The organism is Sphingopyxis sp. sgz302558, from assembly GCF_057220455.1.
The window spans coordinates 1,001,150-1,024,404 of sequence record NZ_JBXPUZ010000001.1; the positions used below are offsets into that span (position 1 = coordinate 1,001,150).

General features: G+C 55.4%; 18 protein-coding genes. 14 read left to right on the forward strand and 4 right to left on the reverse strand.

Annotation, left to right across the window (positions count from 1 at the left end; all coding sequences use genetic code 11):
• Nucleotides 1-177: 177 nt before the first annotated feature.
• The 9 genes from AC2TC0_RS05005 (at nucleotide 178) to AC2TC0_RS05045 (ending at nucleotide 11,389) form a co-directional block, all read left to right on the forward strand.
• Nucleotides 178-1,632: an O-antigen ligase family protein gene (locus tag AC2TC0_RS05005; protein WP_484716380.1), complete on the forward strand. Its 1,455-nt coding sequence runs from the start codon at nucleotides 178-180 to the stop codon at nucleotides 1,630-1,632.
• 72 nt (nucleotides 1,633-1,704) lie between these two features.
• Nucleotides 1,705-2,445 (forward strand): polysaccharide biosynthesis/export family protein, encoded by a 741-nt coding sequence (locus AC2TC0_RS05010; protein WP_484716381.1) that lies wholly within the window; start codon nucleotides 1,705-1,707, stop codon nucleotides 2,443-2,445.
• Between the two features lie 13 nt (nucleotides 2,446-2,458).
• Nucleotides 2,459-4,666, forward strand: a complete 2,208-nt coding sequence (locus AC2TC0_RS05015; RefSeq protein WP_484716382.1) for a GumC family protein — start codon at nucleotides 2,459-2,461, stop codon at nucleotides 4,664-4,666.
• Nucleotides 4,667-4,688: 22 nt separating this feature from the next.
• Nucleotides 4,689-5,954, forward strand: coding sequence for a tetratricopeptide repeat protein (locus tag AC2TC0_RS05020; protein ID WP_484716383.1), 1,266 nt, complete (start codon nucleotides 4,689-4,691; stop codon nucleotides 5,952-5,954).
• Nucleotides 5,951-6,973 carry an NAD-dependent epimerase/dehydratase family protein gene (locus tag AC2TC0_RS05025; protein WP_484716384.1) on the forward strand — a complete coding sequence of 341 codons (1,023 nt, stop codon included), beginning with the start codon at nucleotides 5,951-5,953 and terminating at the stop codon, nucleotides 6,971-6,973. Before AC2TC0_RS05020 ends, AC2TC0_RS05025 begins: the two co-directional genes overlap by 4 nt.
• Nucleotides 6,970-8,268 carry a Vi polysaccharide biosynthesis UDP-N-acetylglucosamine C-6 dehydrogenase TviB gene (gene tviB / locus AC2TC0_RS05030; protein WP_484716385.1) on the forward strand — a complete coding sequence of 433 codons (1,299 nt, stop codon included), beginning with the start codon at nucleotides 6,970-6,972 and terminating at the stop codon, nucleotides 8,266-8,268. Before AC2TC0_RS05025 ends, tviB begins: the two co-directional genes overlap by 4 nt.
• 30 nt (nucleotides 8,269-8,298) lie before the next feature.
• Complete coding sequence (locus AC2TC0_RS05035; protein WP_484716386.1) at nucleotides 8,299-9,627, forward strand: lipopolysaccharide biosynthesis protein; 1,329 nt, start codon at nucleotides 8,299-8,301, stop codon at nucleotides 9,625-9,627.
• Nucleotides 9,627-10,463, forward strand: coding sequence for an FkbM family methyltransferase (locus AC2TC0_RS05040; protein WP_484716387.1), 837 nt, complete (start codon nucleotides 9,627-9,629; stop codon nucleotides 10,461-10,463). Before AC2TC0_RS05035 ends, AC2TC0_RS05040 begins: the two co-directional genes overlap by 1 nt.
• Nucleotides 10,460-11,389, forward strand: coding sequence for a glycosyltransferase family 2 protein (locus tag AC2TC0_RS05045; RefSeq protein ID WP_484716388.1), 930 nt, complete (start codon nucleotides 10,460-10,462; stop codon nucleotides 11,387-11,389). The genes AC2TC0_RS05040 and AC2TC0_RS05045 overlap by 4 nt, the downstream gene beginning before the upstream one ends.
• On the opposite strand, the gene AC2TC0_RS05050 is transcribed toward AC2TC0_RS05045, so the two are convergent.
• Nucleotides 11,359-12,495, reverse strand: a complete 1,137-nt coding sequence (locus AC2TC0_RS05050; protein WP_484716389.1) for a glycosyltransferase family 4 protein — start codon at nucleotides 12,493-12,495, stop codon at nucleotides 11,359-11,361. The genes AC2TC0_RS05045 and AC2TC0_RS05050 overlap by 31 nt on opposite strands.
• A gap of 48 nt (nucleotides 12,496-12,543) precedes the next feature.
• Here AC2TC0_RS05050 and AC2TC0_RS05055 point away from each other — a divergent pair, with 48 nt between their 5' ends.
• The 3 genes from AC2TC0_RS05055 to asnB are packed head-to-tail and all read left to right on the forward strand — an operon-like array spanning nucleotide 12,544 to nucleotide 16,660.
• Nucleotides 12,544-13,572, forward strand: a complete 1,029-nt coding sequence (locus AC2TC0_RS05055) for a hypothetical protein (protein ID WP_484716390.1) — start codon at nucleotides 12,544-12,546, stop codon at nucleotides 13,570-13,572.
• A gap of 7 nt (nucleotides 13,573-13,579) precedes the next feature.
• On the forward strand, nucleotides 13,580-14,704 hold the full coding sequence (locus tag AC2TC0_RS05060; RefSeq protein ID WP_484716391.1) for a glycosyltransferase: 1,125 nt from the start codon (nucleotides 13,580-13,582) through the stop codon (nucleotides 14,702-14,704).
• A 12-nt stretch (nucleotides 14,705-14,716) separates the two neighbouring features.
• On the forward strand, nucleotides 14,717-16,660 hold the full coding sequence (asnB, locus tag AC2TC0_RS05065; RefSeq protein ID WP_484716392.1) for an asparagine synthase (glutamine-hydrolyzing): 1,944 nt from the start codon (nucleotides 14,717-14,719) through the stop codon (nucleotides 16,658-16,660).
• Here the strand turns inward: asnB and AC2TC0_RS05070 are convergent.
• Nucleotides 16,657-17,811, reverse strand: a complete 1,155-nt coding sequence (locus AC2TC0_RS05070; RefSeq protein WP_484716393.1) for a glycosyltransferase family 4 protein — start codon at nucleotides 17,809-17,811, stop codon at nucleotides 16,657-16,659. The genes asnB and AC2TC0_RS05070 overlap by 4 nt on opposite strands.
• Here AC2TC0_RS05070 and AC2TC0_RS05075 point away from each other — a divergent pair.
• Nucleotides 17,800-19,287, forward strand: coding sequence for a hypothetical protein (locus AC2TC0_RS05075; RefSeq protein WP_484716394.1), 1,488 nt, complete (start codon nucleotides 17,800-17,802; stop codon nucleotides 19,285-19,287). The genes AC2TC0_RS05070 and AC2TC0_RS05075 overlap by 12 nt on opposite strands.
• Nucleotides 19,288-19,310: 23 nt before the next feature.
• Here AC2TC0_RS05075 and AC2TC0_RS05080 read toward each other — a convergent pair whose 3' ends face one another.
• On the reverse strand, nucleotides 19,311-20,528 hold the full coding sequence (locus tag AC2TC0_RS05080; protein WP_484716395.1) for a sugar transferase: 1,218 nt from the start codon (nucleotides 20,526-20,528) through the stop codon (nucleotides 19,311-19,313).
• Nucleotides 20,529-20,849: 321 nt separating this feature from the next.
• Nucleotides 20,850-21,890 (reverse strand): UDP-glucose 4-epimerase GalE, encoded by a 1,041-nt coding sequence (galE, locus tag AC2TC0_RS05085; protein WP_484716396.1) that lies wholly within the window; start codon nucleotides 21,888-21,890, stop codon nucleotides 20,850-20,852.
• A gap of 151 nt (nucleotides 21,891-22,041) precedes the next feature.
• Between galE and AC2TC0_RS05090 the strand changes: the two genes are divergently transcribed.
• Nucleotides 22,042-23,247: a nucleotide sugar dehydrogenase gene (locus AC2TC0_RS05090; RefSeq protein WP_484716397.1), complete on the forward strand. Its 1,206-nt coding sequence runs from the start codon at nucleotides 22,042-22,044 to the stop codon at nucleotides 23,245-23,247.
• Nucleotides 23,248-23,255 lie beyond the last annotated feature (8 nt).

The window sequence follows — 23,255 nt, forward strand, 5'->3', positions numbered from 1 at the left end:
GTGGCTTTTCGGTCGCACGAGTGATGAGATGTATTAGCCTGCCCTGCTTTCACTCTGTTTAACGCATATTGTGACTGACTGACTTGTTATTGACCAGCGGCGCGCATATGCGCACTCGCCATCAAAGGCGGTGCTGCCGCCCAACACAGGTTTTACACGCGCATGAGATCAACGCGATTGGCCAGAAAGGCTCCGGCCCGAGAGATCAACGTCGGCATTCTGTGCTTTGCTCTATTTGTCGCGATTGTGGCGCTCATGGGTGGTGGCTCTCGAAGCGATATCAGTTCTTTGCCGTTGCTTCGGGGATTGGCAGTTGTTTTCGCAGGCTTCGCCCTCGCTACCATGCCGCCTGCCGCTTTGCGCCCGTATCGGCTTCCATTGTTGATATTCCTTTTGCTTGCCGGATGGATGGCGATCCAGCAATTGCCGATGCCTCCTGCGGTGTGGCAAAGTCTCGCCGGGCGCGAGCTGATTCAGGCGCTGGACCAGCGGCTGGGAATGGTTGACCAGTGGCGTTCGATAAGTCTGGCCCCGTCGCATACCGCCAACAGCATGTTTGCGCTGGTAGTGCCGATTGCAGCTTTGCTAACGGCGGTGACGGTGCCTGTGCCGCAGCGCAAGATGTTCTGGTGGATCATCTGGTTTTTCGGGATTGCATCGGCTGTGCTCAGCTTGATGCAGTTTGTCGCAGGGCCAGGCAGCGCCGCCTATCTGTACCGGATTACCAACGGTACGTCCTTGGTTGGTCTGTTCTCCAACCGCAACCATAACGCCGTACTGCTGTCCATTGCCCTCATGTCCAGTGGCTGGCTGGCTTTTGTCGAGTTACAGTCACCTAAACGGCGAACTGGAGTTTTGTTTGCCTTGGCTGCCAGCGTGCTAACATTCTTGTTGATCATTCTAGCGATCGGATCCCGCTTGGGCTTTATCTGCGGTATCGTTGGATTTTTCGTGGGATATGCGCTCTTCATGGCCGGATATGAACGGCGTCCGCCAAAGCGGCCGCGCCAGACGACCAAAGCTCTGCCACCACCCAAACGTCAGCTAACCTCTGGCGGTAGCCCGCTGCTACTGCGAGCTGGGCTGCCCGTCATCATGCTCACCTTATTGACTATTATGTTTTATTTTTCAGAGCGCGCGAATTCGCTGAGCCGCCTCGTCAACGAAAAGGCTGACGACGAAGTGCGTTTGCAGGCTTTGCCACAAATCCTGGATTTGTTGACGACATATGGGTTTCTGGGAGCCGGTTTCGGAACCTTCCCACGAATTTTTCAGATTGTGGAGCCTGATTCGATGCTAAGCCCCACCTACCTCAACCATGCGCACAATGACTGGCTCCAGTTTCCCATTGAAGGCGGGGTTCCGGCGGTACTTTTACTTTTAGCAGGCTTGGCTTGGTTGGTGTGGACGTTCGTGAGGCACCGGGGCCACTCTGCTGCTCCGAACATTTTCCAAACCGCCGAGCGCAGGACAATTGCCGCCGGCCTTTTGGTGTTCGTTCTTGCCAGTGCGGTGGATTACCCTTTGCGCACGCCATCACTTGCGATGGTCGCCGTGCTTTTGGCAGTCATGCTGCAGACCGTAAATGATCGCGACAGCAATAGCTATGATAGCGTGCCGTCGAAGCCATAACATAACTTGTAGAGAGGGCGAACGCCCTCTATTCGGCAGGCATAGCAGCTAAGATCGACAGGTTATCGGTGAATGAGATTAATTGGAACAATCAGTGTGTGCTTCCTCGCGATTTCCTTGGCGAGCTGCGGCGGTAAGCTGCAACCGGTTGGCATAAACCCGGCCAGCGGCGTGACGAAATTGAACGAACTTCCCGCACCTACCGGTATCGACGTGCAACAGGGCGCGCGCGCTTCCTTTATTGGGCCGTTCACCGAGTTAGCCGTCGAAGTGTTCGGCATACCGGATTTGTCCCGAGAAATATTGACCGATGGGCAAGGGGATTTTGCTTATCCCCTGATCGGCGTAGTCAAGGCTGCGGGTCGAACGCCAGAGGAAATCGCAACCGAGATTGAAGAACGTCTGCGCGGCAGATTTGTCAAGAATCCCAATGTGACGGCGAATTTCAAGGCCTCGGAGTCACCCTTGTTGCTTCAGTCCCAAGCGGTTGCTGTCGATGGTGAAGTGCTGCGGGCCGGTCAATATCCGGTAGTGGGCAAGGTGACATTGATGCGTGCCGTTGCGCTGGCTGGCGGGCTGACCGAGTTTGCGAAACAGGATGATGTCCTCATTTTTCGCAGGGTGGCGGGCCAGCAATACGTAGGGATGTATAACCTTGGAGCTATTCGGCGTGGTAACTATGCCGATCCCGAAGTTTATCCCAACGATGTGGTTATCGTTGGCGACAGTCCGGCGCGTCGCCGGTTCAAGGATATTCTGCAGGCATCGCCGCTCTTGACGACGCCTCTCATCATCCTCGGCAACAACATTTGATCGGCGTAGTTTTATGAATCTGCCGTTTTCTGCGCGTGCCGATCGCGATACATCGCTCCAGCCTTTGGGCGATCATGCGTCTGAACATCATACCGATCGCGGTTTGTTCGACATGCATCTGCTAGAGAAAGCATTTTATGCCCTGCTTAATCACCGCAATTGGGTAATAGGCACATTACTTGTTTCACTTATTCTCGGTGTAATGGTCAATTTTCTTATGACCCCGCACTTTACCAGCTCGGCAAGAATAGAAGTGCTGCCAGAGTCGCCGGTAGAAACAACGGTGGAAGGAGCTCGAGAGAAATTGGTGACCAACGAGGTCGCCTTTTTCAACACACAGTATAGCCTTTTGGCATCGCGGTCATTGGCCGAACGCGTGGTTCGCGCTGGAAATCTGCTAAATGATCGAGAGTTTGTTGAAGTTTATGGTTTAGATGAATCCAGTGAGGGTCCGGCGCTGAGCAGCAATGCCAAACAGCGAGCAAATGATCAGGCCGTGAAGATTCTTCTCGATGCCGTGGAAATCGCACCGGTTCGAACGTCCAGCCTCATTGACGTAAGGTTATCTACTCCATCTGCCAATCTTTCTGCGCGATTGACCAATTTGTGGGTACGACAGTTTGTTGCTGCGAGCTTGGATCGCCGTTTTGCTGCAACAACCGATGCCAGGCAGTTCCTAGAAAAGCGTATCGAAACCTTGCGCACTAACCTGGAAGACTCTGAGCGTGCCCTGATCACTTACGGCACCGCGAACGATATCATTACTCTGTCAAAGCAGGTGGACGCTGATGGCCGAACCCGGGCCGAGAGGACGTTGGTCTCTGCTGATATCGAGGAATTGGTGCTGGGCGTTGCCAAAGCCCGGGAAGCCCGCATAATTGCCGAAAGCCAGCTTCGTAACAGCACTTCGCAGCTGGATCTTGTTGGAACCTCGGCGCGCGCCAGCATGAGGCAACGTCGTGCCGAACTTGCGGCCGAAATTGCTCAGTTGCGAGCGAATTTTGGTGAGGATTACCCTGCGCTGATCGCCAAGCGCGAGCAGCTTGCGTCGCTCGATCGGGACATTTCGAGCGAAACGCGCTTTGCCTCGAGCGTCAACCGCGAGGCGGTTGAGAGTGCCGCCAACCGTGAGCGTGTGCTGAGGGCGGAGCTCAGCCGTAAGACAGCCGAATACAACGACCAGCAAAGACGCTCGATTGAATATGCAATATTGCAGCGCGAGGTTGATACAAATCGTCAACTCTATGACGGGTTGCTTCAGCGCTATAAAGAGATTGGGGTTGCAGGGGTAGGCACGAACAATATTTCGATCGTTGACGCAGCGATCCCTGCCGAAGCTCCATCAAGCCCGCGCGTCGTGCTCAATCTGCTTTTGGCGTTGATTGCCGGCTCGATTGCGTCGGCAGCGATCGTCTTCACGCTAGAACAGCTTGACCATTCGATCCGTGATCCAAACGAAGTATCCACACGTTTTGGCTTGCCGTTGCTTGGTTCGATACCCGAGGTCGAACCTGAGGAGTTCTTCGACCTTTTGCTCGACAAAAAATCTCAAGTTTATGAGGCCTACCTGGCAACCCAGTCAAATCTGACCTTCCTCACAGAGCATGGGGCGCCTCGCAGCATGCTTCTGACTTCGACACGGCCAGCAGAAGGCAAGAGCAGCTCAGCTCTCAGTCTGGCCACGGTATTTGCGGCGATGGGCAAGCGAACTGTGCTTGTCGATGCAGACATTCGCAGCCCGTCGCTCAACGTGATGCTCGGGATCCCTAACGCACCGGGACTAAGCAACTTCCTCGCCGGCGCCGATGATCTGGAGCAGTTGGTTAATCTCTCGAGCGAATTTGGCTTTTCCTATGTATTGGCCGGGCCGACCCCGCCAAATGCTGCGGAGCTATTCGGATCCGACCGAATGTCGCGATTGATAGAGCGGCTGCTGCGCGATTATGACCATGTGGTCATTGACGCACCGCCTGTCTTGGGGCTGGCAGATTCCCCCCTCCTTGCCCGCAAGGTGGAAGGAGTTATTTTTGCCATTGATGCGTCGAGCAACAGCGCCCGAGCAATCACCAATGCAATTGCACGCCTTCGCCAATCCGATTCGCATCTGTTTGGAGCCATCGTGACCAAGGTCGGCCGAAGAAATGAGATATATGGCTATGGCTATGGCTATGGCTATGGCTATGGATATGGCTATGGTCGGGAAGGAGCCGACCAAGCCTAAGCTTGGCGGTTGGTAAACACCCATGTTTAAACTCACCATCCGCACATGGATTATCGCGGTTGCCAGTATCGCGCTCGCAATTCTTGTGGCATTGGCATCGTTTGGGATCGTCAACCAGACTCGGGCGCCCTCACGTTCGCTTGCCTTGGGTCTATATCCCCAGGGCTGGGCAAAAGCAGCATTTGCTCAAAATCAATTTGCTGCTCAATTGGCGCGTGCCCCAAACGCAAAGCCGACAGCAAAGATGGTTAGGCTCGCACGCGAAGCGGTTGCGGTTGAGCCGCTCGCTATAGCGGCATTGCCAGTGATCGCCCGTAGCCTGTCTGGCGACCAGCTGAACAAAAAAGCTCAGGCGCTTCAGCTGACAGCGGCAGAATTAAGCCGCCGCAATGTCATGATGAACTCAATGTTGATCGAGCAGCACCTGCGTCAGGGCGACGAAGATGCCGCCATTGTCGCGCTCGGACGGGCAGTTTCCATCAGCAACGATACGCGGTCTATTTACATGCGACAGCTTGCTGTTGCGACAGCTCGCCCAGAAGCAGGTCGGGCACTGGCCCCTTTGCTGGGCCGCAACCCAGAATGGGCACCAAGCTATTGGTCGGAGGTCTTGCAGGCAAGCTCGGCGCATGTAGAAGGCGCGCGCCTCCGTGCGGCTCTTGCTGGGCCGCCATGGAACCAGCGCTTGCCAACAGAGACGGACTTTTCGCTCATTTTGAAGCTCGCGGAAATCCGAGAATTTGATCTTGCCAATGATCTTGCTTTTCTATTGGGTAGAGAAAGCAGCAGCAGTGATTTGCTGACAAACGGGGCTTTTTCACGCAATCCACGCTTTGCTCCCTTTGACTGGCAGTTGATCTCGACGGGCGAATTCGGCGCATTTATCGAGCCTAAAGGTCGTAGGTTGCTGATCTCTTCCCTCCCGAATGCGAGCGGCACCGTGGCGCAGCAGTTAATCTCGCTGCCTGCGGGCCGGTATCGTTTGGTCTCTACGCTGGACGGCGAATTTTCAGGCGAAGCGTCGCCTTTGCGGTTTCGGCTGCGCTGCGCCCAGTCTGGGATGGGGGGCGCATCGCCTGCTCCTGTTGGACTTGGCGCCGGTACGACCACTGCCGAGTTGGCAGTATCGAGGTCACCCTGCCGCTGGTATTGGGCTTCACTGGAAGTGGACACGCAGCAGCGCAGCAGTGGCATTGATTTGGTTGTCAGGAAACTGAGTCTTGCTTCGATTGGGAGGCGGACTGAAGGAGCCAATCCGTCTCCTAGCAATGCGGTTATCGAAAGATGAGTAATCGCCGCAGGGTATTCGTTACCGGGACTGCAGGGTTCATCGGATTTCATCTGGCGCGGCTGCTTTTGGCGGAGGGCTTTGAAGTCGTCGGTCTCGACGGGATGACAGACTATTACGACGTCAATCTTAAGCGACAGCGCCATCAAATTCTGCTGCAAAACCAATATTTTCGTGCCATTGAGGCAATGCTTGAGGCTCGGGAGACAATTGATGATGCTATCAATGCGTTTCAGCCCGATGTCATCGTCCATCTCGCTGCTCAGGCCGGGGTACGCTATTCGCTAGAGAATCCGCACGCCTATATCTCCTCCAATGTCGTTGGCACCTTCAATGTTATGGAAGCTGCTCGCCGCAACGGGGTGAGCCACCTGCTCATGGCATCAACGTCATCGGTTTATGGCGCCAACGACGAAATGCCATTTTTGGAAACTGAAAAGGCAGACACGCAGCTGACGATTTACGCAGCGACCAAAAAGGCCACCGAGTCGATGGCGCATGCCCACGCTCATTTGTGGAATTTGCCGACCACAATGTTTCGCTTCTTTACTGTTTATGGCCCGTGGGGGCGCCCGGACATGGCCCTTTATAAGTTCGTTGATGCAATCCTGTCTGACCGGCCTATCGATCTCTACAATAGCGGAGATATGTATCGCGATTTCACTTATGTCGACGATCTGGTCAGGGCGGTCCGACTGTTGATCGATGCAGTGCCACAGCGACCTGAAAATGCGTCGGCCATCGCACAGGGAGACAGCTTGTCACCTGTCGCTCCGTTTCGCGTGGTCAACATCGGCAACAACAACAAAGTCAGTCTGCTGGATTTCGTTTCAGCTATTGAAGAGGTGCTTGGCAAACAAGCCAGACGCAATTTGTTGCCAATGCAAATGGGCGACGTGCCCGCTACCTGGGCCAACGCCGATTTGCTTGAACGCCTGACGGGATACAAACCCATTACCGATTTCAGAGTCGGCGTTGGACAATTTGTGGCTTGGTATAGAGAGTATTACCAGAAATGACGGCGGTCGGCCTTGCTCAGTTGCCCGACCTCGACGTCGCGCCGGTCGCGGTCATTGGCTTGGGCTATGTTGGCCTTCCTTTGGCCGTTGAATTTGGAAGGCGCAGGCAAGTAACAGGCTTTGATATAAGCACTGCGCGAATTGAAGCGCTGCGCAGTGGCCTTGATGAGACGCTCGAAACGTCAGCAGAGGAACTTGCCGCGGCTTCGCAATTGCATTTCACCCACGATGCCGCCGACCTTGCGCACGCCCGGGTTTTCATTGTCACCGTACCGACTCCCATTGACCAGTATAAACGTCCAGACCTCAGGCCGCTGCTCATGGCGTCGCAAACAGTCGGATGTGTCTTGAAGCGCGGCGACATCGTGATTTATGAAAGCACTGTCTATCCCGGGTGTACCGAGGAGGATTGTGTGCCCGTGCTCGAGCGGGCCAGTGGCCTTCGCTTCAACCATGATTTCTTCTGTGGATACAGTCCGGAGCGGATCAATCCTGGCGATAAGGATCACCGCCTGCCAATGATCCTGAAAGTTACAAGCGGCTCTACGCCGGACGTAGCCAACTGGGTCGATGCATTTTATGGCCAGATTATTACGGCCGGGACGTTCAAGGCGGACAGCATCAAGGTTGCCGAAGCGGCAAAGGTTATCGAGAATACGCAGCGCGATCTCAACATCGCTCTCATGAACGAATTGTGCATAATTTTTGGGCGGATGGGCATCGATACCCACAGTGTCCTTGCTGCAGCGGGAACCAAATGGAATTTCCTGAAGTTCACGCCGGGACTGGTGGGGGGGCACTGCATTGGTGTCGATCCCTACTATCTGACCCACAAGGCGCAGGCGGTTGGCTATCATCCAGAAGTGATACTGGCTGGACGGCGGGTCAACGACGGCATGGGGCAATATATCGCGAGTCAGACCGTGCGGTTGATGATCCGGCGCGGCTTGTCGATTCAGGGGGCCAAGGTTTTGATGTTGGGCCTGGCGTTCAAGGAAAATTGTCCCGACCTGCGCAACACGCGTGTGGTAGATGTGATCTCGGCCTTGCGTGAATATGGAGCACAGGTGGACGTTTATGACCCATGGGTCGACGCGGCCGAGGCAATGCGCGAATATGACATTGCCATGGTCAGTCCCACACGGAATAGCTACGATGCAATCATATTTGCGGTATCGCACCGGGAATTTGTTGAGGCCGGGGGTGCGGCCCTCCGCAGCTATGGGCGCCAAGGGGCAATATTGGTCGACGTTAAGGGCGTATTGCCGAAGTCCGACAGCGACCTGCGGCTCTGACCCGAGCTGACGCGCGTTCCAATCAAACTCATGCAGCCAAGGACCTTCCTCCGACAAGTAGCAAGCGTTGGGGCTATCAGTCTGGTTGATCGTGCGGTTGCCGTGGCAACCGGCATAGTCTTTGCTCGGTGGCTCGGGGCCAGTGAGTTCGGTATCTACTCGTATGTCATTGCGCTTGTCGGTTTGCTCATGCTTCCAGCCCGTTTGGGTTTGCCAGAGCTTGTGACGCGAGATCTTGCTGCATCCCGCAGTAACGGGTCTATCAACGATTTCAGTGGTCAGCTGTGGAAGAGTGCGTTTCTAATTTTTGCGGCGGCCTTGACCATCGTTGCAGCGGCTCAGGCGATTCTCCAATGGCTTCCAGAGAATAAATTGACGACCGCATTGCAGCTAGGGTTGTGGCTGATTATCCCCGTCGCACTGCTTGATTTAGCCCTTGGCGCGCTAAGAGGCCTCGGCCGAACGTCGACATTCCAGCTATATGGTACTTTGCTTTTATCGCTGCTCACGCTTGGTATCGGGCTGGCAGGGATGCTCATCATGCAACGATTTGATGCCGTTATCTCCATTCAGCTGCGTATGGCAGCAGTGGGGTTGGTCCTCCTAATCGCCTGTCTGCATCTACTGAGCTTGTTGAGAGAAATGATCGTAGGCGGCGGCAAAAGCGAGGTGAGATCGGGTCAACTCATTGGACAAGGCTTTACCTTCATGATTAACGCCTTCGTCTACATGGCACTTATGCGGGTCGATCTGTTGGTGCTGGGGGCTTTTTCAAGTGACGAGACGATAGGCCTCTATCGCGTCGCTGTGGAAGGCGGGCTCCTTGTCGCTTTCGCCTATGGCGCCGCGACAGTTGTCCTTGCTCCGGAATATGCGCGTCTGAATGCGACAAACGACCGTGCTGCCCTCCAAGAGCTTGTTTGCCAATCCAGTCGAATGATAATGTTGGCTGGAGCGATAACGGCATTTCCATTAATTATATTCTCCGAATCTATTATTGTTTTTGTATTTGGAAACGAATTTTCTGGTGCTTCAGCTGCATTGTCGATACTTGCGGCAGGTCATCTCGTTACTTTCTTGTTCGGCGATCCTGTATTCTTGCTCAACATGACCGGCCACCATAATCGCGTTACATTGTTGGCAATGATCGGCCTCCTCGTGTCAATGGTGCTGAGCTTCGCGCTGGTGCCATTATTGGGGCCGTCTGGCGCGGCCATAGCGGCGTCAGTGGCGCTCATTATTTATCGATTTCTTGCCTATCGCGCGGTTCGACAAGCGTTGGGTGTGAACTGCGCAATATGGTCGCGAACGTTACCCGCATCGTCAGGTGCTTCAATAGATAATGTTACGGATCGGTGATGAAGATTGGCCACATGTTTGCTAGAATAGCCGAGGAGGAAAAGCCGCTGCGGTTCGTCGCGTCGCGCCTGCTCGCACGTTCGGGGATAGCGGAGCGCCTTGGTCTGAAAATCAGGCGCAGGGGCTATGATCTTCGATTTTTCAACACTGCGATGTCTATGACGCTTTGGCTCAATGCAAATGAGCGATCGGACGACGTGGAAATCATCAGTGCGATGCTGCGGGAAGGCGGCACCTATGTGGATATTGGGGCCAACATCGGCGATTTGGCGCTCGCCGGGGCGGTGGCCGTTGGGGCGACCGGCAAAGTTTTTGCTTTTGAGGCGCACCCACGAATTTTTGCTCTCATGAGAGAGAATCTCCAGTTGAATGCACTGAGTAACATTTACCCCGTCAATGCAGCCTGCGGAGCGACATTTGGTTGGGCTCGATTCAGCGATGAGCGTTCCGACGATATGAACAAAATTGGTATGGGAGAGATCGTCGTTCCTACGATTCCCGCGGACAGGCTGTTGCCACCGAATGAGATCGACCTGGTCAAGGTCGACGTGGAGGGCTTTGAGCTGTTTGTCTTACAGGGTCTGGAAACTGTCATGGACCGCACTCGTTTCTTGTTCATCGAAGTTGGTGACGTGCACTTTGAGCAGTTCGGTTATCGCTATGCGGATGTACATGATCTGTTGACCTCACATGGATTTGCAATTTTTGCGCAGGATGGTTCAGATACGGGCCAGCGCTGGAGCCGTGTGGACGATCGCTCGCGATTGTTTTCAAAAGTCCAGAACATCGTTGCCGCTCGAGAAGGCGACCTTCCATCCTTTATTCTGTCACAATGACGCCCCCCCTCTTCACCATTTTTACGCCCAGCTACAATCGCGCTCATACTCTACCGCGTGTTTACGCCAGCATTGCGGCGCAAACTTTTCGCGATTTCGAATGGGTGGTGGTTGATGACGGTTCGACCGACAATACGGCTGCGCTGGTGCAGGGGTGGATGGCCCAAGCTGACTTCCCTATTCGCTATTTCTATCAACCCAACGGGCACAAAAAAACAGCTTTCAACCGCGGCGTGCGCGAGGCGCGAGGTGAGTTGTTTCTATGCTGGGACAGCGATGATACCGCACCGGCGAACGCCCTGCAGATTTTCCGCGATCACTGGCTCGCCATTCCCGAAGAGCAGCACGGCGCTTATGTTGGGGTGACCGGCTTGTGTGTGGACGAAAGGGGGATGACTGTAGGCGATCGCTACCCGACCAGCCCCTATGACAGCGATACACTCAGCTCAACGTTGCGCAACGGGATCGGCGGAGAAAAATGGGGGTTCCAGCGCACGGCCGTGCTGCGCGACTTTCCCTTTCCTGAATTCATCGACGGACTGGTCGGCGAAGGCCTGATCTGGAACCGCATCGCCCGGAAGTATCGGACGCGATATGTGAATGATGTGGTGCGCGTCTACTTTGTGGAAACCGACTCGATCATCCATAGCCGCAAGACGGTGGCGAAGATGCGCGGCGTGGCAGAGGGCCAATGCTATGCCTGCGCCGATTTTCTCGATCATGATTGGCGCTGGTTGGGCACCGCGCCAGTTGCGGTTGCCAAAATTGCTGCGAACCATACCCGCTTTGCTTGGCATCTGCGGCGTAGTGGCCGCGCGGTCCGTCACAACCCACAGACCTTGCCCGGGTGGACATTGAAACTATTGTTCGCGCCGCTCGCGCTCGCCGCAATCCTTTACGACGAATGTTTCTTTCCCCGGCGCTGATGCTTTCGTGCAATGGCTTCCTCCATGGCGTCAGTCCAACGCGCAGCGATGACAGGCAGTGCATAATCGTCGCGCACGGCCAGGCCGCCCTGCGCAAGTAACTCGCGGCTTCGCGGATTGCGCATTAGCTTTGCAAGTTCTGCCGACAAAACCGGCACATGGTCGTGGTCTGGCAACAGGCAAAGCCGGCCACCACTTTGGCCAAGTTCCGCCGGCCCGGTCGGCACGTCAAACGCCACGCACGCCACGCCGTGCGCCATCGCTTCCAGCAAAGTGTTGGGAAAACCTTCAAAGGCCGATGTCATCACATAGATATCGGCGCGGGCATACCAATCCCCCAAATTGCCTGCAAAGCCGGGCAAATGGATGCGGCTGGACAGCCCGTGTGCGGCAATTCGCAACTCCAGTTCAGCGCGCAGAGCGCCTTCGCCAATCATCGCCAGATCCCAGTCGGGGAATGCCGACGCCATCTGGGCAAAGCTGTCGATCATGATATCCGGGCGCTTTTGCGGGTCGAGCCGGCCAGCCCATAGCAACAGCTTCTGTGCTGGCGCGACGAAGCGAGCGGGATCGACAATCGGTTCGGCGGCGACGAGCGGATAATCAACCGGGTTGGGAATTACGATGACCGGTGCGCCGCCGGATCGCGCCCGCAGCCACGATGCCGTCGTTTCGGTCTGGGCGACGATTGTATCGGCAAAGGGATAGACGATGCGCCGTTGGATGCGGTAACCAAGCGGTAGAGCCATTAGGGGTGGGTGGATCCGTTCACTCACGATCACCGGCACAGCTGTGCCGCTCGCGGCCGCGATTGCCGCCACGTTCACATGCGGCAGAAAGGATATCATGACGCCCGGCTCCCAATCGCGAACCTGTTGCCGCAGGCCGCGCAGGCGGGAAATTCTGCTTGCATTGACGCCGACTTGGTCCGACAGGAATCGCAATTCAACCCGCTCGGCCAGCGGATAAGCGACGGTGCCGCGCTGTGAAAATGTGGGAATCAAGCGAACATCGTGGCCCTCGTGCGCCCACCTGTTGCATAGCAGCGACGCGATCCGCTCGGCACCCCCGCCCGCCATTGAGGAAACTAGAAATAGAATTCGCATGACTAACAATCAGTGCAACTTGGCCATTTGTTTAGAGTTTGAAATATAATGTACAAAACGGTCAGCCTCCCAAAAAAAAGAACATATTTTAACTCAGACTTCATTCGTTGCTTATTGTTTGCAATTACTGCCTTTGCAGTTTCTTTCATTCCGTGGCCAGACATATATTGGGACTATTTCAGAGATGTTTTCTGGGATAGGGAAGTCTATATTGAAAAAATTGTTACAAACAATCATTGGTTGAATTATGGATATTTAGATTCCGTAGTTTCATTCTTTTCGAATGAGTATGTATGGGAATTGTCGCAATGGAGTCTATCAAATAATTTCATTCCACTGGATTATGAGCAGTTTTTTCAAATAATAACAACTTCTTGTCTTGTGAGCATGGCGCTAGTAGTCGCCAGAACCCGCAGCTATTTTTCATTTATATTGCTCTTCAATCCAATTATTTTGGATCTCCTCTACTCTCAGCTCCGATCAGCTTTGGCCCTAGTTATTCTTAATCTGCTGTATCTTACGGCCCGCCGGGTGAATCTTTGGGTCTTGCTTGGGTTGGTTATCGCATGCTCAATTCATACCGCATCGATCATTTTGATTGCCGGCTATATCCTCGCACAGCTGCTCTCCAGTCCGGAGTCAATGTTTTCGCGTTTTTCGCCAGCTGCCAAGGCGCTGGCTGTTGTTGGTGCTGGCCTATTTGTCGGCATCCTGATCGGGCCATTGCGCGAGGCAGTCTTGTCCGCCGTTGGCGATCGGCGTGCCGAATATGCAGATTTGTCCAGCTCCTTTCTTTACCTGTCATTTTGGGTCGCACTATTGGGCTTCATGCTGATTAATTTTCGCTACACGGTTAATTCGTTGGAAGGTTGTTTTTCGATATTCATGCTATCTATTCTATTTGTTAATGTATTCAGCTCTGCTTACTCAATTCGCTTGATAGCATTGTCGATGCCATTTATCATTGTGGCGATCTATAATTACAACACCTCTCGTAAATACTTTATATTGAGTGTTTTTGTACTTTATGCGCTGGCTCAGTGGTGGTATTCAATAATGAACTTGACTAGCGTTTGAACCGGCATTGACGAATATCCTTCACATCATCACCGGCCTTGAGACCGGAGGGGCGGAGCGTTCGCTTGCCAATCTGGCCCTGATGGAACGGTCGGGCCAGTTCCGCCACCACATTGTCTCGCTCGCCGGGCTAGGAAGATATGGTCCCGAATTGATGGATGCCGCTATCCCCGTGACAGCGCTCAATATCGGCACTGGTCAGGGTCTGCGCACGGCTTATGTCCGGCTGCGGCGTCTGGTGAACGAAATTTCCCCTTCGATCGTTCATGGCTGGATGTATCACGGCAGCCTGGCAGCGTCAGCGGTCACGCTGCGGGTGCACCGCCGACCGGCATTGGCATGGAACATCCGCCATACTTTGACGGAACTGGATCGTGAAAAGCGTGGTACCCGAATGGTCATTCGCGCGCTGCCCTGGATACCCGGCAGGCCCCGCGCGATCATTTATAACAGTCATCGCGCCCGCGCTGCGCATGAATTGTTCGGGTTCCCGGTCGGCGTCGGCCATGTTGTTCCCAATGGCTTCGACACGAACCGGTGGCGGCCCGATAGCAATGCGCGCGCAGCGCTGCGCCAGCAATTCGCCATCGCCGACGACGCCATAGTAATCGGCTATGTTGGCCGTTATCACCCGATCAAGAACGTTCCCAGCCTCCTGTCCGCTGTCCGAATTGTTCTGGAACAGGAACCGCGCGCCCATTTAATGGTCGCTGGCGAGGGGATTTTGCCGTCGAATCGTGAACTTGCTTCCCTGATCGCTGCCTTGCCAAAGGGCCGTGCGCACCTGTTGGGCCAGCGCAAGGATATCGAGGCGGTGATGCCGGCCTTTGACATTTTTGCATTGTCGTCAGACAGCGAAGCCTTTCCCAATGTGCTGGGCGAGGCGATGGCATGCGGGCTGCCATGTGTTGCCACCGATGTAGGCGATTGCCGACTGCTGCTGGATGGATGTGGCAGCATTGTACCGCCGGGCGAAACACAGGCATTGGCCGATGAATTGCTCGCGATGGTTCGATCGCCTGATGCCGCCAGATGGACGCTGGGTGCGGCGGCACGCAGCCGGATCCAGCAGCAATATAGTATGACAGCGACCATCGATTCCTATCGGGCGCTCTACACCTCCCTAACTTGAACGAGATTTTGTATGTGCGGTATTGTAGGCTTCTGGGACGGCACGAATTTTTCAAAGGCCGAAGCTGTCATTACGGCCATGACGGATCGCATTGCGCATCGGGGGCCCGACAGCGATGGATTTTGGCTTGATGCAGAGACCGGGATCGCCCTTGGCCACCGCCGCCTTGCCATCATCGACCTATCGCCCGCGGGGCAGCAGCCAATGGTCAGTCGCGACGGGCGATACGTCCTGAGCTATAACGGCGAAATTTATAACCACCTCGACCTCCGTACAGAGCTTGCGGCCAGCGGCTGGTCGGAATGGCGCGGCCATTCCGATACCGAAACATTGCTTGCTGCCTTCAGCCAGTGGGGTTTCGTGGCCACGTTGGAGCGGTTGAACGGCATGTTCGCGATCGCCCTGTGGGATCAAGCTGACCGCAAACTTTATCTTGCTCGCGATCGCATGGGGGAAAAGCCGCTCTATTTTGGCCGACAAGGCGGCGCCTTTGTGTTTGGGTCGGAACTGAAGGCACTGACCGCGCATCCGGCTTGGCAGGGGCGCATCAATCGCGATGCGCTTACCCTGTTTCTCAGGCATAATTATGTGCCGGGCAGTCATTCCATCTATGATGGCGTCGCCAAGCTGCTGCCAGCGCATTATCTGGTCATTGAAAACGGCGGGCAAACGGTCGGTAACCCCACGGTCTATTGGGATATTGCCGCCAAGGCGCGTGCGGGTCAGGCATCTCCCTTTGCGGGCTCCCCTTCGGAAGCGATCGACGCACTCGAAGCGCTACTGAAGGATGCGGTGAAAATCCGCATGGCCGCCGATGTTCCGCTTGGTGCCTTCCTGTCCGGCGGGGTCGATTCCAGCGCTGTGGTTGCGTTGATGCAAAGCCAGTCGCCAAGGCCGGTGAAAACATACTCAATCGGCTTTTCCGAAGACGCATTTAACGAGGCGGAACATGCAAAGCGTGTCGCCGATCATCTCGGAACCGACCATAGCGAGCTTTATGTTACACCTGCTGACGCGCTGGCCGTAATTCCGCAATTGCCGCAAATCTGGGACGAGCCTTTTGCGGATTCGTCTCAGATTCCCACCTATCTGGTCAGCAAGCTCGCGCGGTCGGGGGTGACGGTCAGCCTGTCGGGCGATGGCGGCGATGAACTTTTTTGCGGGTACACGCGCTATATGCAGGCAGAGGCGCTATGGCGGCGTCTTGGCTCTGTTCCGCGCCCCGTTCGCTCGGGTCTTGGCGCGCTCGTTCGGGCAGTACCCCCGTCGGTATTTGACGCGGTGGCGGGGCTTGGCCCTTCGAGCTTGCGCACGATGGCAGTCGGTGACCGCGCGCATAAGTTTGCGGATCTTATGGCCAGCCAGTCCGAAAGCGATTTTTACCGTGGATTTGTCTCGCACGCAAAGTGGCCGGAACAATTGGTGCTTGGCGGTAGCGAACCGCCGACCGCGCTGACCGACGGGAGCGGGGACGGCATATTCAGTGATGTCAGGGACAAAATGATGTTCCTTGATATGTTGACCTATTTGCCCGACGATATTCTGGTCAAGGTTGACCGCGCGAGCATGGCAGTCAGCTTAGAGTCGCGCGTTCCGTTGCTCGATCATCGCGTCGTTGAACAGGCCTTGGCATTGCCGTTGCGCTACAAACTGCGGGACGGTCAATCCAAGTGGGTATTGCGCCAGTTGCTGTTTCGGCATGTTCCGCGTGCATTGATTGAACGGCCGAAGATGGGCTTCGGAGTCCCGATAGAGTCCTGGCTGAAAGGCCCGCTTCGTGATTGGGCAGACGATCTGCTCTCGGCTGACAGGCTGCGCCGCGAAGGCTACTTCGCCGTCGAAGCAGTACAGATGCTATGGCAGGAAACACGGTCAGGCGCGCGGCGCTGGCACTATCATGTCTGGGACATTTTGATGTTTCAAGCTTGGCTTGATGCCCAAGGCACGCGGCACTAAAGCCGCATTAACTCAAGCATCTTCGCATTGATAACGCGTACGTCGAAACGCGATTCTGCCATACTGCGGCTGGTTTGCCCGTGGCTGCGCGCCAGCGCGGGATTGCGCGCATAGCGCAGCATTGCCTGCGCCAGTTCCGGAACTGAACGGGCTGGCACCATGAACCCGTTCCGGCCCTCTTCAACTGTCTCGCGGCACCCCGGCACATCCGTGGTGATGACGGCCAGCCCCATTGCCATCGCTTCCTGCGTGCTACGCGGAATGCCTTCACGATAGGATGGCAGGATGAAAACATCTGCAGCGGCCAAATAGGGACGCACGTTGGCCACCTTACCCGGCCATTGGATGACTCCTTCATCCACCCACCGTCGCATCTGGTCTTCGTCGAGCGACCCCGGGTTGGCATCGACCCCGCCAAGAATGAGCACGCGTATTTCCGGATGTTCAGCTTGCACGATGCGGGCGGCCTCAACCAGCTCGAACAGTCCCTTTTCTTTGAGCAGCCGCCCGGTCCAAATGAACGTCAGCGGCCTGGGAAGATTTTCCGAATTAGGCGTGAAGCGTTCCAAGTTCACGCCGCAACCATCGACAAGTTCGGTCTTTTTTGGGTTGAGACTGCTGTTATGGAACAGATATTCCCGGTCATCTCGGTTGATAACTACGACCTGCTGGCTCAGCCGGAACGCAATGCTGTACAGACTGAGGACAATTGCCTTGATCAGCTTTCGAAAAGGGCTGAGTTCTTCGGCGGACTCGGTAAAGACATAACCTAGACCTTCAATCACCGCCAAGCGCATTGGGACGCGCGCTAGCCAGGCTGCAATCGTCCCATAGATCACTGGCTTCATGAAATAGCTGAATGATATTGAAGGCTTGATGCTTTTGAGCAACGACCGCAGCTGAAATATCGTCCGCAGATCTGCGACGATGCTGACCCCGTTTCGCTCCATACCAATGTCGATGGGCACCGCTCCGAGCGCCTCAACCGCCGCACGGCTGGCAGGAGAATAATCAGGCGCGAGTGCCCAAACCGGGTGGCCACGGGCCAGTATCTCGCGGATTAGATCTCCACGGAAGTTGTGAAGCGATTCAGCGTAGCTTGTGATGAACACGACAGGACCGGGTGTGACGCGGGCGTCATGGTTGAGCATGCGGATTTCATTACCTTGAAGCGATGGTTAGAGCGGGCTAACTACCCTCATCCAAGCCGTTGGCAAGCAATGTTTCGCCTGCCATTGCCATGCTGCAAGCCCGCTGCAATTGCGCACGAGGATTACCCGATGTCTGCCCGCCAAAAATTTTTTTTGCTGGAGCTTAACGAGATCAATTTCGATTTCGTCGAACAATATGGTCGGCAAGGACAGCTACCAACGCTCAACGCGCTCATCCGTAAGCATGGACTGAACGAGACCACGTCCGAAGAGCGCTATGAAGAGCTGGAGCCGTGGATTCAGTGGGTGACGGCCCACACTGGCCTCACCTTTGCACAACATGGCGTGTTCCGGTTGGGCGACATCATTGAACATGATTACGAGCAAATCTGGGAATGGCTGGAACAACGCGGGATAACTGTGGCAGCAACCAGCCCAATGAACGCAAGCAACCGAACGAAGGATGCAGCATTTTTTGTGCCCGACCCTTGGACGGACACGGCTGTTACTGGCAACGCGACAATCAAGGCGTTAGCTTACGCCGTTTCGCAAGCTGTGAATGAAAACGCCACTGCACGGCTAACGCCCAAGTCCGCGACCGCATTGGCGCGTGGGGCATTGCGTTATGGCAGAACATCAAGCTGGTTGCGGATAGCCATGCTGGGCGCGCAAGCAGCATCCGGCAAATCCTGGTCAAGGCCGATGATACTCGAAGAGCTGCTATGGGCCGTGACACTGCACGAAACATTGGCAAAACGTCCTGATTTCGTGTCGCTGTTTCTGAATGCTGGCGCCCATATTCAGCATCATTACATGTTCAATGCAGGGGTCTATAATGGACCGCATTGCAATCCATCGTGGCTAATCGACCGTGGTGCGGACCCGGTGCTTGATGTCTACCGTCAGTATGACATGATTGCTGCTCAGATATTGTCGAATCTGCCTCAATATCGTTTGGTTATTGCCACTGGGTTGCACCAGAACCCTTATCCTTTCCAATGTTACTATTGGCGACTCAAGGACCACTCTGCTTTTTTGAAGATGATCGGATGCGAAGATTTTAAGGTCTCGCCGCGCATGTCCCGCGACTTCGTCGTGGAGACCGGTTCTGTTGCCAATGCCGCAGCAATCGCGAAGCGTCTGGCTGCAGCACGCTGCTCCGATGGTATATCGCTGTTTGAAGTCGACAACCGCGGCTGCGACCTGTTCGTTATGTTCGTGTACCCCAATGATATTGGAAATGAGGCTTCCGTTCAGATCGGCAATGAACATTTTCCAGGACTGAGGCAGCACGTTGCATTTGTCGCGCTCAAAAATGGCGAACATGACGGTATCGGCTACTTAATCGATACCGACGAAAAAGCTTCAAGTTCGCGCCGCCGTGTTGAGCTGCGGAATTTGCCATCCCGCGTAGCGGCACATTTTGGACTAAGCTGGCCAGATGGCGCCCCTATCGCTCAGGAGAGGGCAGCTTAGCGAACCACGGCTTGTTCGATGCGTTACTTTGAACCAAACCCACTAATCATGACCCCAATTGTCCGAAACGCCACAATTGCGTCGATCCAGTATGAAAAATTGCGGATGTAGAAAAAATCGAACTGCAGCTTGGTGTTGATATCGCCGAGATCGGTGACATGGCCCTGATTGACCTGTGCCCATCCGGTAATCCCGGGGCGGACGATGTGCCGATAAGCGTAAAAAGGGATTTCCTTTGCGTACCACTCAGACAAAGGCATCGCTTCAGGGCGTGGCCCGATCCAGCTCATTTCGCCGCGGATGATGTTATAGACCTGCGGCAGTTCATCTATCCGACTGCGCCTCAAAAATCGGCCTACGCGCGTGATGCGGGGGTCATCCTGCCCAGTCATCGACGCCGCACGGCAGGCTGAATCTTGAGCGCCGGTGCAGTGAGCCATCGTTCGGAACTTCACGACCTTGAAGGCATGTCCGCGAAATCCGACCCGCCATTGCGTGAAGAACACCGGCCCTGGAGAGTCCAGTTTTACCGCGATGGCCGTGACAACAAACAGTGGCACCAAAAGGGGCGACAGCAAAAAAGCTGCCGTTAAATCAATCATCCTCTTTAGGCGGGCGTATGAAAAGCTGGGGAGCAGTGAACCAAAATCATTCTCGGAAAGATGGTCGATCTCCACCCGGCCTGTGAGGCTCTGTTTGACCTGTTTGTAATGGTAGACCGGGATCCCCTCCAGCACAGCTTCGGCGAGGCGCCTTTCCCATTCAAGGCTATGATCATGGTGCAAGTCGGCCACGACTATGGCATTGGGCGTCAGCGGGGTATTGGGGTTTAGCCACAGCGAAAACTTGTTGCGCAGCGCGGGGATCAACTGTTCGATCCTTCCGCCCGGCACCAGATAATGCAGACGCTCGTCCCTATCTGCCAACCGCGAAGCAATCATAAACTGCATGGCGATCGTTCCGAGAAAAGCCAGAATAAACGTTGAGTTGCTATATTCAGTGCGGATCAAGAGAATGAATGCTACCGTCAAGCCGAAAGTTGATGCGAAGACAGGCAGGATTGTTGCCGCCCGATTAACGCCAGGGTAGCTTACCATGCGCACCAAGAGATAGGTCCCTGACGCAAGGGCTACTACAGCTGCAGTGAGCGAATTCTGTTCATTCTGATTGAAAATGTTGACATGCTCGGTCAGGAAATGAGCTGTTACAGTTGGCAGACCAATACCAAAAACCAGCGTCACGAAAAATTGCACCCATGCGGATTCTACGGCTATGCCAGCGCTATAGCCAGTGCTCGCTGATCTTGCCTGAAGCATCTCCAGTTATTTTCCCAGCGCTTCCGATTACAAATCGATTATGTTTAACTCTAAAATAATCTGTCGCAGTCAGCGGAGGTGACATCGAATCTGCCAATCCGCGCTGTCCGATACTGCTGTGGATGACGTCAATAGGTCGGCCATGTGATATTGCAACCTTGTCGATGATCATTTCCCTACGGGCTAACATATGAACGCGTCATTTGAGCCTATTTTCCTGTTTATGGCGTTGTGCAAGTGTTTGCATCATCCGGACACTTGGCAATATCCCTCCGGATTGGCGCTCTGCCACGCCCAGCTTGATGCGCACATGGCGTCAATGTTCAATCGCGCGGTCCATCCCAGCAGCTTGGCTGCCTTGTCGGTGGCGGCATAGCTGCTGGCGACATCGCCTGGGCGGCGCGCCACAATTTCAGCAGGGATCGTCCGTCCGCTCGCGCGCTCAAAGGCGGCGACCAATTCCTTCACGGTCGTTCCGGCGCCGGTGCCGACATTGATTGCTTCGCAGCCGTTGTTTGCCGCTGAAAAGTCCAGCGCGGCGAGGTGCGCCGCAGCCAGATCCTCGACGTGGATATAGTCGCGCTCGCCGGTGCCATCGCGTGTCGGATAGTCGTCGCCATAGATCGCCAGTTTGGGCCGACGCCCAACAGCGACCTGCGCCACAAAGGGCATGAGATTGTTGGGCACGCCGCGTGGGTCTTCGCCGATCTGCCCTGAATCATTCGCGCCGACCGGGTTGAAATAGCGCAGCAACACCGCTGACGTACCCGGCGTTGCAGCACACCAGTCAGCAATCATCGCCTCGACCATCGCCTTGGTGCGGCCATAGGGGTTGGTGGGCGCGATTGGATGCGCCTCGTCAAAGGGCAGATATTGAGGCTCGCCGTAAACGGTCGCGGACGATGAAAAGACGATGCGGCGGCAGCCGGCTTGGTCCATTGCTTCCAGCAAGCGCGCTGATCCGGCGACATTGACGTCGTAGTAGAGCAGCGGCTTTTCGCTCGATTCGCCCACTGCCTTAAGCCCGGCAAAGTGAATGACCGCGTCGGGGCGGAAATCGGCAAACACGCGCTCGAGATCAGGCTGGCTGCGGATGTCTCCAGTGACTGAGCGCAGATCGCGATTGGATAGCGCGCGAACACGATCGAGCGCGATAGGCGAGCTGTTGACGAAATTGTCGAATACGCAAACGTCGTGCCCGGCAGCCAGCAATTTGAGCACGGTGTGGCTACCTATGTAGCCTGCTCCTCCGGTGACGAGCACCCGCATGCCGCTTTCTTGTCCCATTGCCGGACGCCTAGCGCCAAAAGGGTTGCAGGTCGATGAACTAATCCCAGAATTGCCAGCGGCGGGCGCGGGGACCGAGTGCGTCTGCCTTGTTCGCGCCGACATGCATTGCTAGGGGGCGGCGACCCCGTGCTGTTCAGCGAGTTTCTGCGTGACCGATTCCGCACTTGCCACATCGACCAAAGCCCGCCGCATTACAGTGGTTGGCACCGGATATGTCGGCATTTCCAACGCTGTTCTGATGGCGCAGCACAATCAGGTGGTGGCGCTGGACATTGATCCGGCGAAGGTCGCCAAGCTGAATAGTCGCCAGTCACCGATCGAAGACGCCGAAGTTCAGGATTATCTGGCCAACCGACCGCTGATGCTGACGGCGACAACGGACAAGACGGCTTCCTATGCTGGGGCCGAATTTGTGCTGGTGGCGACGCCGACCGATTATGATCCCGACACCAATTATTTCGACACGCGTAGCGTCGAATCGGTGATTGCCGATGCCCTTGTGCTGGCTCCCGATGCGCTGATCGTGGTCAAATCGACCGTACCGGTGGGTTTCACCGACCGCATGCGCGCCGAACATGGCAGCAATAATATTGTGTTCTCGCCCGAATTCTTGCGCGAAGGGCGCGCGCTTGCCGACAATTTACATCCCTCGCGCATTGTTGTCGGCAACACCCACCCCCACGCTGCGGACTTCGCGGCGTTGCTCGTGGCGGGTTCGCTGAAGCCAGAGGTGCAGGTGCTGCTAACCGGCAATACCGAGGCGGAGGCGATCAAGCTGTTCGCAAACACCTTCCTTGCCATGCGGGTGGCCTATTTCAATGAACTAGACACCTATGCCGCCACGCACGGCATCGACCCCAAACCGATTATCGAAGGTGTGTGCCTCGACCCGCGCATCGGCCATTTCTATAATAATCCGTCCTTCGGTTATGGCGGCTATTGCTTGCCCAAAGATACCAAGCAGATGCTGGCGAATTACCGCGACGTACCGCAAAATCTGATCCACGCGATTGTGGAATCGAACACGACGCGCAAGGATTTCGTCGCCTCTGAAATCGTCAAGCGCAATCCGCGCGTGGTCGGCATCCACCGGCTGGCCATGAAGGCAGGGTCGGACAATTTCCGCGCCAGCAGTATCCTGGGCATTATGAAGCGGGTGAAGGCCAAAGGGATCGAAGTTATCGTCTATGAACCCGGTATAGCGGACGAAGAATTGTTCCGTTCGCGCGTGATCCGCGACCTTGCCGCGTTCAAGGCCGAGGCCGATGTCATCATTGCTAACCGCATGTCGGATGAGATCGCCGATGTTGCGGACAAGGTATACACCCGCGATCTTTTTGGCGGGGATGGTTAGGGGCAAAT

Excerpts from the sequence above, each read along its gene's own strand:
- AC2TC0_RS05010 (WP_484716381.1), top strand. The coding sequence starts at position 1,705 with ATGAGATTAATTGGAACAATCAGTGTGTGCTTCCTCGCGATTTCCTTG.
- AC2TC0_RS05015 (WP_484716382.1), top strand. The coding sequence starts at position 2,459 with ATGAATCTGCCGTTTTCTGCGCGTGCCGATCGCGATACATCGCTCCAG.
- AC2TC0_RS05020 (WP_484716383.1), top strand. The coding sequence starts at position 4,689 with ATGTTTAAACTCACCATCCGCACATGGATTATCGCGGTTGCCAGTATC.
- AC2TC0_RS05025 (WP_484716384.1), top strand. The coding sequence starts at position 5,951 with ATGAGTAATCGCCGCAGGGTATTCGTTACCGGGACTGCAGGGTTCATC.
- tviB (WP_484716385.1), top strand. The coding sequence starts at position 6,970 with ATGACGGCGGTCGGCCTTGCTCAGTTGCCCGACCTCGACGTCGCGCCG.
- AC2TC0_RS05035 (WP_484716386.1), top strand. The coding sequence starts at position 8,299 with ATGCAGCCAAGGACCTTCCTCCGACAAGTAGCAAGCGTTGGGGCTATC.
- AC2TC0_RS05040 (WP_484716387.1), top strand. The coding sequence starts at position 9,627 with ATGAAGATTGGCCACATGTTTGCTAGAATAGCCGAGGAGGAAAAGCCG.
- AC2TC0_RS05045 (WP_484716388.1), top strand. The coding sequence starts at position 10,460 with ATGACGCCCCCCCTCTTCACCATTTTTACGCCCAGCTACAATCGCGCT.
- AC2TC0_RS05050 (WP_484716389.1), bottom strand. The coding sequence starts at position 12,495 with ATGCGAATTCTATTTCTAGTTTCCTCAATGGCGGGCGGGGGTGCCGAG.
- AC2TC0_RS05055 (WP_484716390.1), top strand. The coding sequence starts at position 12,544 with ATGTACAAAACGGTCAGCCTCCCAAAAAAAAGAACATATTTTAACTCA.
- asnB (WP_484716392.1), top strand. The coding sequence starts at position 14,717 with ATGTGCGGTATTGTAGGCTTCTGGGACGGCACGAATTTTTCAAAGGCC.
- AC2TC0_RS05075 (WP_484716394.1), top strand. The coding sequence starts at position 17,800 with ATGGTTGAGCATGCGGATTTCATTACCTTGAAGCGATGGTTAGAGCGG.
- AC2TC0_RS05070 (WP_484716393.1), bottom strand. The coding sequence starts at position 17,811 with ATGCTCAACCATGACGCCCGCGTCACACCCGGTCCTGTCGTGTTCATC.
- galE (WP_484716396.1), bottom strand. The coding sequence starts at position 21,890 with ATGGGACAAGAAAGCGGCATGCGGGTGCTCGTCACCGGAGGAGCAGGC.